Below are 10,131 nucleotides of genomic sequence, written 5' to 3' on the forward strand. Positions count from 1 at the left end.
ATGGGAATGGCCTATAGCACGGTGTATAGTAGAGACGAATAATTATTCGTCTCTACATCTTAGGAATATATTGCAGGATAGAAGGGGAGGAGGTGCAATTAGAGGGGGAAGTAGAGGCGGATGAAAATTATTTTGGGGGTCGTAGACGAGATAAGCGAGGAAGAGGTGCAGGCGGAAAGATACCCGTATTTGGGATAATTGAGCGAGAGGGGTGGGTGAAGGTAGAGGTAGTGCCAGATGTTAAGGCGGAGACTTTATTGAAGGAGATAGAGAAGAAAATAAGGCGGGGGAGCATTATTTATACAGATCAATATAAAGCGTATGATACTTTAGTTATGCATCGGGATTATTTCAAGCATTTACGGATAGATAAGAGTCAACGATTTGCGAATGGTCGGGTGTATATAAATGGGATAGAGAGTTTTGGAGTTATACGAAGGAGCGGTTGCAGAAATTTCATGGAGTGAGTGCAAGATATTTTGAATATTACCTGAAAGAATTAGAATTTCGTTATAATCATCGGGATGAAGATTTATACTCATTAATTTTAACCTCCATCCTATTGGTGGATTTAAATAGATAATCACCTTATTTATATTTTAATTTAATTTTTAAATTTTTCCTTCCGCTAACAAAGATTCCTCTGTATACATTTGTTTATTTGTAGAATTAAACTCATGTTTAATTTGCCCAATAAGATTGTCTGTACTGAAAATTTTCCAATATACAGGAACAAAAGCACTTTTACCTGTACGTTCTGTTCTCTCAATCTTAAAACTAACTATTAAATGTCTTGCGTTGTAAATAACCTTAAAATCTGAAGGTCTCTCCGCCGGAGAAAAATAGAAAGACCGTTGAGTAGTTTGATAATTTCGTTCGTTGTAAGTTTTACATTCGATATAATTTGGTCTTCCCTTTCTGTCTATAACAAAAATATCAGGATAACCTACTGACTTTTTCTTGCCTTCTCTGGTTTCTGGTCTATCTGCCTTAAGCCCAATTTTATTTAGAGATTCTATCATAAATGGTTCAATATGATTCCCAACTTCATTTTCCCGCCTTGTAAATATTCCTTTTTGATTAGCATTTTTTGCAGCTATTTTTGTTGCTTTAATTAAATCTGTTAGCAATTGTCTATCATCGGGATTATTTTTATCAAAAGGAATTACTTTACAACCTGACATCGCTTTTATAGCAATTTTAAAAGGAATATTCTTAAGTGGTTTGAGAAATTGAGAAATAGCTTCCTCTAATTCTTTTATATATTTTTCTTGTTCCTTATCCATAATTAAAGTTTTTCAAATATTAAAATATTTTCTTTTTGCATTACATTATATAGACCAAAAATTATTTTATCTATATTTTTAACCAATCTAAAACCGATTTTTTGACAATAATCAATTGTAAATTCAACAGTTTTAATTTCTTCGCCCATGTAAGTAGCATTACCAATTACTATAGCGGCAAACCTTTTTGGTTTAAGAACCCGATGCATTTCTTCGTAACTCTTTTTCATATCCTGATTATATAAATTAATTCTTTCTTGACCACGACCCCTTACTCCAACAAACTTTTCTCTGATTTCCGATAGTTCATACCCTAATACTTTTAAAGCGTGGGCGTCATTTGATACATAGTCTAAAGCAATTGAATAAGGGGGTGAAGTGATTATTCCGTCGATACTATTATTTTCTAAAGGTAAATTTCGAGATTCGCCAATTTTGATATCAACCCACCCTAAGTTTAATTTTAATTCTCTGGTGATGTCTCTAAAATCTCTAACCGATTTAATCATTAACTCTATATTTTTATAAAATGATTGCTCAAAATTTCTTCCTCTTCTGGCATTATCACTCACTGCTACTAAATAAGCCATTTTGTAAAAATTTCTAACTTTTTCATCAACTAATGAATCAACCACTTGTAAGAATGATTTGCTTTCTTGATTAAAAAGATCGGTGTTAATTTTGTTTAGAATATTTTTTTTAATCTTTTCAATCTCATCTATAGCTTCTACACTTTCTGTTTTAACTTTGCTTTGTAATACGCACAAGGGTGAAATATCTATCCCGAGACAATTAATCCCCAATAATTGTGCTTCCACTGCTGTTGTGCCACTACCAATAAATGGATCAAGTACAATATCGCCCTCTTTTAACCCTATAATATTTAAAAGAACTCTTATCATTTGAGGGTGAAATTTCCCTTTGTATGGATAAATCCAGTGAGTTAAATATTGATTTACTGACCGAGTATTATTTTTTTGGATAATCCGGAAATAATCTGTATAATTTCCTGCAACCATCTTAAAGTAAGCTGTTCTTTTAATGATCTCATTTACATTTTCGATGCCCAAAAGTTTAAATTCCCTTAAACCGTTTGTTACTTGAAAATTGATATTCAAGGCTTCAAGTTCTAATTGAGCAAGAGCTAGTTCATATATGAACTGAACATTATCTAAAAGGATAAGAGTATTTTTTTTGCTGTTATCGTTCTTCTTATATGTCCAGGAAATGCTAATATCTTGAGCTCTATTAATCATCCTTTTACCTTTAAAATTTTTATTATCGTAAAATTCCATAATTTTGTTTTATTAAATCATGGACGCTTATGTCTAAAGCGTCAGCTATTTTTTTAACGGTTTCAATTCTGGGGTTTGGCGTTGCTCCAGATTCAATTTTTGTGATTGTATGTAAGGTAATGCCAGCAAGTTTTGATAACTTGTCTTGAGATATACCCAACTTTGTGCAGTATTTCTTAATATTCTTTGCGGTTATTAACTTTTCTTTTAACCTCGTAATATATCTTTACTATAATAATTGTACTGGCACTATTACCATTTGCTATTTTAGTATACGGAACTTATAATCAAATGTCAAACAAAGCCTGAGAGGGGTCCTTTTTTGTTACCTGCATAGGAAAAATGGGACAATAGGAATATCTATTTTGTCGGTACATTTATCTTTGCAAAATATAGCATCTAATTCCTTTGAAAAAATCAAAGACGGAAAAAATATAGAAAAAAGAGGACAGAGTAGTTCTAATAGAGCATTTTTATTCAAAAAAGGTCCGAGATTTTCCTAAAAATGATGAAAATTTCGTTATGGTCGGGGCGGCCGGATTTGAACCGGCGACCCCTTGGACCCAAACCAAGTGCGCTAGCCGGACTGCGCTACGCCCCGAAACGACAATATTATATCCCTTTTATCAGAAAAATAGCAATTTCCTATATCAGACCTGATTAAACTTATCGAATTTGTCCAAACTATCTATATTCCCCTCAAATTTATTTGCATTTCACCTCCTTTTTTTGACATAACATTTTTATTGATTAAACAGGGAGAAGCAAATATGAAAACAAACGCAATCCTTTTTTTAACGATTATCCTTTTGACCCCTCTTTGTTTTGCCCAGGTTGTTTTTGAGGAAGCCTTCGAACAGGGGACAAATGCCCCTGATGGCTGGCAGACAAAGGTATGGCAGGGCAAAGGTGAATTTCAATATCCCGTTACAGGAAAAAATGGTAATGCAGTTCAAATTTCTTCCTCCGAAGGTGGCGATTTATCCTGGTTCAAAGAGGTAGATGTTAGCCCATTTGCTCAATACAAACTCTCCGGATGGATTAAAACGGATAATATTCAATTAGAAAATGGGGCAGGAGCATTGCTAAATATTCATGGAATTGATGGTGCTCGCACAGAAGCATTGTTTGGCACAAATGATTGGAAATATGTTGAAACTACCTTTTTTGTCAGTTCAAAAACACGAATTATGGTGAATTGTCTTTTTGGGGGTTGGGGTTTGGCAAAAGGTTCCGCTATATTTGATGATGTAAAATTAGAAAAAATATCAGAAATGGTAATTGGTGATATGCAAATTTCCATTGACCCGTCAAAAAAAGGGACACCGATACATCCGTTTATCTACGGTCAGTTCATTGAACATTTAGGTCGTTGCATCTACGGTGGTATTTGGGCAGAAATGCTTGAAGACCGCAAATTCTTCTACCTTATTAATACCCCCGACTCTCCATGGAAACTTCATCCGACAGATATGATGCTATTTATTGACCAGATTCATCCTTACACAAGTTGGTATACGCCGGTCATCCTGCTTAACCCGCATCATGAACGGGGTTTGGTTCAAGAGGGGCTGGAAGTCGTTGCAGGTAAGGAATATATGGGCAGGGTTGTGCTAAAATCCACTCATCCCGATGTTATGGTTAAAATTTTCCTTCGTTCCGGTGATAGTCTACTAGGTGAACCTGCCGTTATCCAAAATATCTCTCAGGATTATCAAAAATATACATTCCGATTAAAGGTGGATAAAGATGGTAAACCTGCTCAATTTGCTATTCTTGCTACGGGACAGGGTAACTTATTTATTGGATCAGCCTCACTTATGCCAGCAGACAATATCAAAGGAATGAGAGCAGATACACTTACCTTGCTTAAACAACTCAATTCTCCTATATATCGCTGGCCCGGTGGCAACTTTGTCAGCGGTTATAACTGGAAAGACGGAATTGGCGACCCGGACAAACGCCCTACACGCAAAAATCCCGCCTGGGGCGGTATTGACACAAACGATTTTGGATTGGATGAATTTATTCAATTTTGCCGTGAAATTGGCACAGAGCCATTAGCTGTGGTTAACACAGGTTTAGGGGATGTAAACTTAGCCCGGGATATGGTCGAATATGCCAACGGCTCTATAAATACCCCAATGGGCAAATGGCGTACCGATAATGGCAATCCCGAGCCATATAAGATTACCTACTGGGGTGTTGGAAATGAAATGTATGGCGAATGGCAGTTGGGACATGTCCCGGTGGATGATTATGTTAAACGCCATAATGCATTTGCAGAAGCTATGAAAACAGTTGACTCCAATATTAAATTAGTAGGTGTCGGCGAAAATATGGGTATATGGAGCAAAAAGATGTTAGAAAATTGTGCTAACAATATGGATTACATAAGCGAACATTTCTATTGCGGGGATAAGAAGGATGTGTTCGAACATGTGTATCAGTTAGCAGAACGAATTAAAGCCAAAGTTAAGAATCATAAAAGTTATTTGGAAACCATCCCCACATTAAAGGAAAAATTTATCCCTATTGCAATGGATGAGTGGAACTATTGGTACGGTGACCATGTCTATGGCGAATTGGGCTGTGTCTACCATCTGAAAGATGCATTAGGTGTGGCTATTGGTCTGCATGAATTTTTCCGTAACAGTGATGTAATTACAATGGCAAATTATGCCCAAACTGTAAATGTTATCTCTGCCATAAAAACAACCAAAACGAAAGCATTTTTCGATACAACAGGGCTTGCCCTGATGTTATACCGTCAGCATTTTGGAAGTATTCCAGTTGCAGTTGATGTGAAATCTGTATCAAATGATAATCAAAGCAATACACCAATGGTTCCTATCGATGTTTTTGCGGCATGGAAAGATGAACAAGCAGGGATTATGACCCTTGCTGTTGTAAATCCACTGTCCAAAGAAATTAAAGTGCGTTTGGATGTAAAGGATAAAAAAGTAGAAACTCCAAAAACAGCATGGATACTTACAGGCAAAGACCCCATGTCCACTATCATAGCTGATAAAGAACCAGAGGTATGGCTATCAGAAATGAAAGTGAACAAGTCAACCTTCCCTGAGATGGAAATTCCGCCATTGAGTATTGTTATGACGGAACTAAAAGTTAAATAAATCTCAAAATAAAAGGAGCATGTATTATGTTATTAACCTCATTTGTCATTGCTACGGCTATTGCTACGGCTTACGAACCAACCTGGGAATCGTTAGACCAGAGGCCCACTCCGCAATGGTTTGAGGATGCCAAATTTGGTATTTTTATTCACTGGGGAGTTTATTCCGTCCCTTCTTGGGCGCCCAAAGACACCTATTCGGAATGGTACTGGAACCACATGCAAAATAAAGAGGGTGCCACATGGAAATTTCATGTTGAAAAATATGGTGAAAAATTCCAGTACCAAGATTTTGCACCTATGTTCAAAGCAGAGTTATACGACCCTGACCAATGGGCTGACATATTTAAAAGGTCAGGTGCCAAATATGTCGTTTTGACTTCCAAACATCACGATGGCTTCTGTATGTGGCCCAGTGCCCAGAGTTGGAATTGGAACGCTATGGACATAGGACCGCATCGCGATCTGGCTGGGGAATTAATAAATGCCGTCAAAAAAACAGGTATAAAAGCAGGTTTTTACTACTCATTATATGAGTGGTTCAATCCCTTATATAAACAAGATGTCAATCGTTATGTAGAAGAACACATGCTCCCGCAAATGAAAGATTTGATTGTTCGTTATCAGCCGGATGTATTATGGCCTGATGGCGAATGGGACTATCCGAGTTCGATCTGGCGTAGCACAGAATTTTTAGCCTGGCTGTTTAACGAGTCGCCAGCACCAAAAGATATTGCTGTAAATGACCGTTGGGGTAAAGATTGTCGGAATAGACACGGAGGATTTGCAACACCTGAATATGGACATATTTCAGAGGGTCCATTGATGGGAAAAGGGCTATTCGAAGAATGTCAAGGGATGGGCAAATCCTTTGGTTATAACCGTAACGAAACAGCAGAAGATTACCGTAGCACTACGGAATTACTTCATTTGCTCATAGACAATGTTTCACGAGGAGGTAATTTGTTATTAGACATAGGACCTTCTGCGGATGGTCGCATTCCCGAGATTATGCAAGAGCGATTATTAGAGATGGGCAAGTGGTTAGAAGTAAATGGAGAAGCCATTTATGCGTCTGATGTATGGAAAGAAGCACCTAAGATGGAGAATTTCCGTTTTACTCGGAAGGACAAAGCAATTTATGCCATAGCACTAAAATGGCCACCCGAGAAATGGGCTGTTCCCAAACCTAAGGAATATAACAACAAGCCCGAAGTAACATTAGTAGGTACTCAAATCAAAGCCCAAATAGAAGATGGGGGAAATGAATGGCTAATTACAACTCCCTGTGTATCGCCTGCCCAAATCCCTTGCCAACACGCCTGGGTATTTAAGTTACAATATTAATTATCCACAACTCACACAATCAAAATGCAAATACTTATAACTTTCTACTCGTGTCCTTTGTGATATTCATGATTAGTAATTATTTTTACCGAATTTGTTTTAGATTACGCCTTTGATTTGAAAGGTTTGTTCGAGGTATAGACTGCCTTCTTTGGCTCGGATAAGTAAGGTATGTTCACCTTGGGTAATTAAGTTATCAAATTGATAGTCTTCACCTCCGACAATATAAGGGGGTTGTTGGTATTGATTAATTAGTTTGTTGTCAAGGTAAATTTCAACTTCATTGGGTTTCATTCCTTCAATCCAGATACGGCACCGTTCCCATGGGTGGTATTCGAAGTCACCATCTTCAGATGGTTGGAGGTATATTCGTTTACTAAATTGAGTATTTTGTTCATCGTAGTGTTGCCACCATTTACGGACCGCTTCACTACTGGAAATGAGACGCATGCAGCGACGGTCTTCGGGACGGTTATGCGTACATACCCGTGCGTCTGCCTGATAGACATAAATTCCATCTGTCCCTGCTTGATAAAGTTGATAAACACGCCATAGGAATAATGCAGGCACCTCAGGTCCCCAACTTAATCCATCAATAACAGGTAATAATTTGCATTTTGAGCCACGAACCGCTTCAATATAAGGTGCTATTTCAAAATGCATGTGTCTGCCCTGAATGTTACTTGGACACAGGTAATCCACTAATTCATTGCTTATCCATGTTTTGAAATCGAATTGTTCCCAATGGCTCACACCTTTTGCCGGGAAACGAATGAGTAAGGGAACAGATTTATTGCGTTTTTGAGCAAATTCTTCTCGTAGTGTTTTTAGTTCTCGTAAAAATTGGTTACAGGTTTCTGGTTTATCAATACCACCGGGATACCTGCAAAAATCTATGGATATACCGTCGGCTCCAATTTCAAGGGTTTCTCTTAATAGGGATAAGATATATTGGCGAACTTCGGGTATGTCATATCGCAATAATCCACCTTGCATCCAGTCGGGGTGTTGTTTTGAAAAGTCGCTTTGTAATGGTGTCCCGGGATAACAGTTCGTAGCCCCAAAGTTAGCATGTGCCATTAAGCCTAATTCGTGGGCATATTGTAATTCGGTTTGTAATGTATTCGTCATTTGTTGCATTTTTCCAACATTATTTGTGTTTGGGACCACGCCACCGATAGGGTCACCTATAGTATTGTAAAGAAGTTGGTCGGTCAGGCGTGATTCATAAACAACCTTCATCCCAAAACGTCCTACTTGAATATCTACGATATTGACTCGGGCTTCTTTATATGCGGAGATAGGTTCACGATGTTGTAAAGTTTCCTGTATATCTTCAAAAAATGCCCAGGAGTAAGGCTCGAAATAGCCGGCAATGATTTTATCAGGAGTATCATATTGGCTTTCTAATTTTTCGACTAATTCATTGGGAAGAGGCACCAATTTAATGTAATCCAGTCCACCTTCAACATAACCGGTGTAATAATGAGGCTGTTTGATGATGAGATGTTGTCGGGTTAAATCTGTCCAGCGCCAGAGGGTTTCCTGAAAAGGTTTTATAGACCAAAGCAAATCGGTTCTTTCATCACCGGAAAGTCGCAGGTTGACAGAATAATTTTTGGGAGAGCAAACAAAGATGGCATATTTCCCTGTAAGATTTAGTGGATAAGTTAATTGGGGTAGGGGCAAATCTTTATGCCATATCTTTCCAAACAGAGCATTCTTGTATGTGGTAGTATTAGTGTCGAGGTCATTCCTAAATAACCATTTTCTATCACTTGTTTCCGAACTGTCCAGAACAACCTGTTCCTTTTGTAGAACCTGAGACCAATCTTCAAGATAAACTACATCTGAATTGTCTGTTTGGATTGGAGTTTGTAATGTGCTTAAAATTTTCCCATCGATAGATTGAATCTGAATGCGAAAATCAATATCAACTTTTCCCTCTTTTTGAGCCTCTGGATAAGAGTTAAAAATAACAGTTCGTTTTAGTCCTTTTGCGTTGCGTTCTAAGATTTTTCCATGGAAAGTCCATTCAGCCCATTCATCTTCAGAAATAAATCGGAGTGCCGTTTCTGAAATGTAGGGAGTTGTTTTAGCAGATTGCCATTTCTCTTCACCCGAGGGAGACCAGGAACAAAGTATCATAACTTCGTTGGGTGCGTCTTCTGGCACGGGATAAGTAAGATGAATATATCGTGTGATGGGGTCAATTTTGAGTTCAATTTTGCCCTCTTGTGGTTGGGCATAAGTAGTAATAAGAAGCAATAAGATGGTTATTAATAATATTGATTTTTTTGTTAGATTAGGGGAGAAGTAATACATCTTTTTACTCCATTCATTTTTAATATCTGGAATATTGTAAATTTGATTTTATGTTATAATATCAATAATTTGTAAATCATTGTAATAGGAATTTCGTATAATATATAGTGACAATTTAATATATTGTGTTTAACGGGGGCGAAAAGGTTTCGACGGAGATGGTTGAGGTGTAGAACGCATGCCGAGGTTGACCGGTTGGCCTCGTTAAAAGCCGGTCAAAAACAACTGCCAATCAAGAATTGGCCCTCGCTGCCTAATAATTGAGCAGCGCGTCCCACCCGTGATAGCCTGCTAACGGACTGGGGCGTCAACCAGCAGGTCTGTCCTTTCGAGATTTGCGGGGCTCGGAAGGCAGTAACAAACTCGCATAGCGGCTATGGTGAGCCAGCCCTGAGGCGCTCCGTAGTGGCGAATCTATAAAGGATGGGCTAAGCATGTAGTTGGGCTACACTGAAACATCTTCGGACGCGGGTTCGATTCCCGCCGCCTCCACCATTACTTATTAAAAAAGGATTTGTTCGTATATAATACGACTACAAAATAGTAGGTATGCCCGTAAATAAAGATTGTAAAGCAGGACGGAATAGGACAATAACCCTCTCAAAAAAAGAACGGCTGTTATATAAAAAGCGACTTTTGAAACTTCACGGTTCTGTATCGGTGGATGAGATATTAAATAAGACCATACATCAAGATTTGTTTAAGGTTCTCCCTTTTTTGCCAGTATCTTTTGTGGATTTGT

7 protein-coding genes, 1 tRNA gene and 1 other RNA gene are annotated in these 10,131 nt (G+C 37.9%); 5 read left to right on the forward strand and 4 right to left on the reverse strand.

Annotated features, from left to right (window positions below):
• The first annotated feature begins 92 nt into the window (after positions 1–92).
• Positions 93–467, forward strand: coding sequence for an IS1595 family transposase (locus PLA12_13600; protein HOQ33529.1), 375 nt, complete (start codon positions 93–95; stop codon positions 465–467).
• 144 nt (positions 468–611) lie between these two features.
• Here the strand turns inward: PLA12_13600 and PLA12_13605 are convergent, their stop codons facing one another.
• From PLA12_13605 to PLA12_13615, 3 genes are all read right to left on the reverse strand, one after another.
• The gene (locus tag PLA12_13605; GenBank protein HOQ33530.1) at positions 612–1,286 is read right to left on the reverse strand and encodes a hypothetical protein; all 675 of its coding nucleotides are present in this window, start codon (positions 1,284–1,286) and stop codon (positions 612–614) included.
• A 2-nt stretch (positions 1,287–1,288) separates the two neighbouring features.
• Positions 1,289–2,542, reverse strand: a complete 1,254-nt coding sequence (locus tag PLA12_13610; protein ID HOQ33531.1) for a DNA methyltransferase — start codon at positions 2,540–2,542, stop codon at positions 1,289–1,291.
• Between the two features lie 562 nt (positions 2,543–3,104).
• Positions 3,105–3,182: transfer RNA gene (locus PLA12_13615), tRNA-Pro, on the reverse strand.
• A gap of 169 nt (positions 3,183–3,351) precedes the next feature.
• Here PLA12_13615 and PLA12_13620 point away from each other — a divergent pair.
• Positions 3,352–5,718, forward strand: coding sequence for an alpha-L-arabinofuranosidase C-terminal domain-containing protein (locus PLA12_13620; protein ID HOQ33532.1), 2,367 nt, complete (start codon positions 3,352–3,354; stop codon positions 5,716–5,718).
• Positions 5,719–5,744: 26 nt separating this feature from the next.
• Entirely contained in the window at positions 5,745–7,064 is a 1,320-nt protein-coding gene (locus tag PLA12_13625) for an alpha-L-fucosidase (protein HOQ33533.1), read from the forward strand.
• Between the two features lie 99 nt (positions 7,065–7,163).
• Here PLA12_13625 and PLA12_13630 read toward each other — a convergent pair whose 3' ends face one another.
• Positions 7,164–9,389 (reverse strand): hypothetical protein, encoded by a 2,226-nt coding sequence (locus PLA12_13630; protein ID HOQ33534.1) that lies wholly within the window; start codon positions 9,387–9,389, stop codon positions 7,164–7,166.
• Positions 9,390–9,523: 134 nt separating this feature from the next.
• Here PLA12_13630 and ssrA point away from each other — a divergent pair.
• Positions 9,524–9,884: a transfer-messenger RNA gene (ssrA, locus tag PLA12_13635) on the forward strand.
• Between the two features lie 54 nt (positions 9,885–9,938).
• The coding region (locus PLA12_13640; protein ID HOQ33535.1) for a site-specific DNA-methyltransferase at positions 9,939–10,131 on the forward strand (193 nt) is incomplete at its 3' end.

It is taken from the genome of Candidatus Hydrogenedens sp., from assembly GCA_035378955.1.
Classification (GTDB): Bacteria; Hydrogenedentota; Hydrogenedentia; order Hydrogenedentales; family Hydrogenedentaceae; genus Hydrogenedens.

Bases quoted from the DNA above. Each gene is read 5' to 3' on its own strand.
- PLA12_13630 (HOQ33534.1), bottom strand. From the start codon at position 9,389: ATGTATTACTTCTCCCCTAATCTAACAAAAAAATCAATATTATTAATA.
- PLA12_13625 (HOQ33533.1), top strand. From the start codon at position 5,745: ATGTTATTAACCTCATTTGTCATTGCTACGGCTATTGCTACGGCTTAC.
- PLA12_13610 (HOQ33531.1), bottom strand. From the start codon at position 2,542: ATGATTAATAGAGCTCAAGATATTAGCATTTCCTGGACATATAAGAAG.
- PLA12_13605 (HOQ33530.1), bottom strand. From the start codon at position 1,286: ATGGATAAGGAACAAGAAAAATATATAAAAGAATTAGAGGAAGCTATT.
- PLA12_13620 (HOQ33532.1), top strand. From the start codon at position 3,352: ATGAAAACAAACGCAATCCTTTTTTTAACGATTATCCTTTTGACCCCT.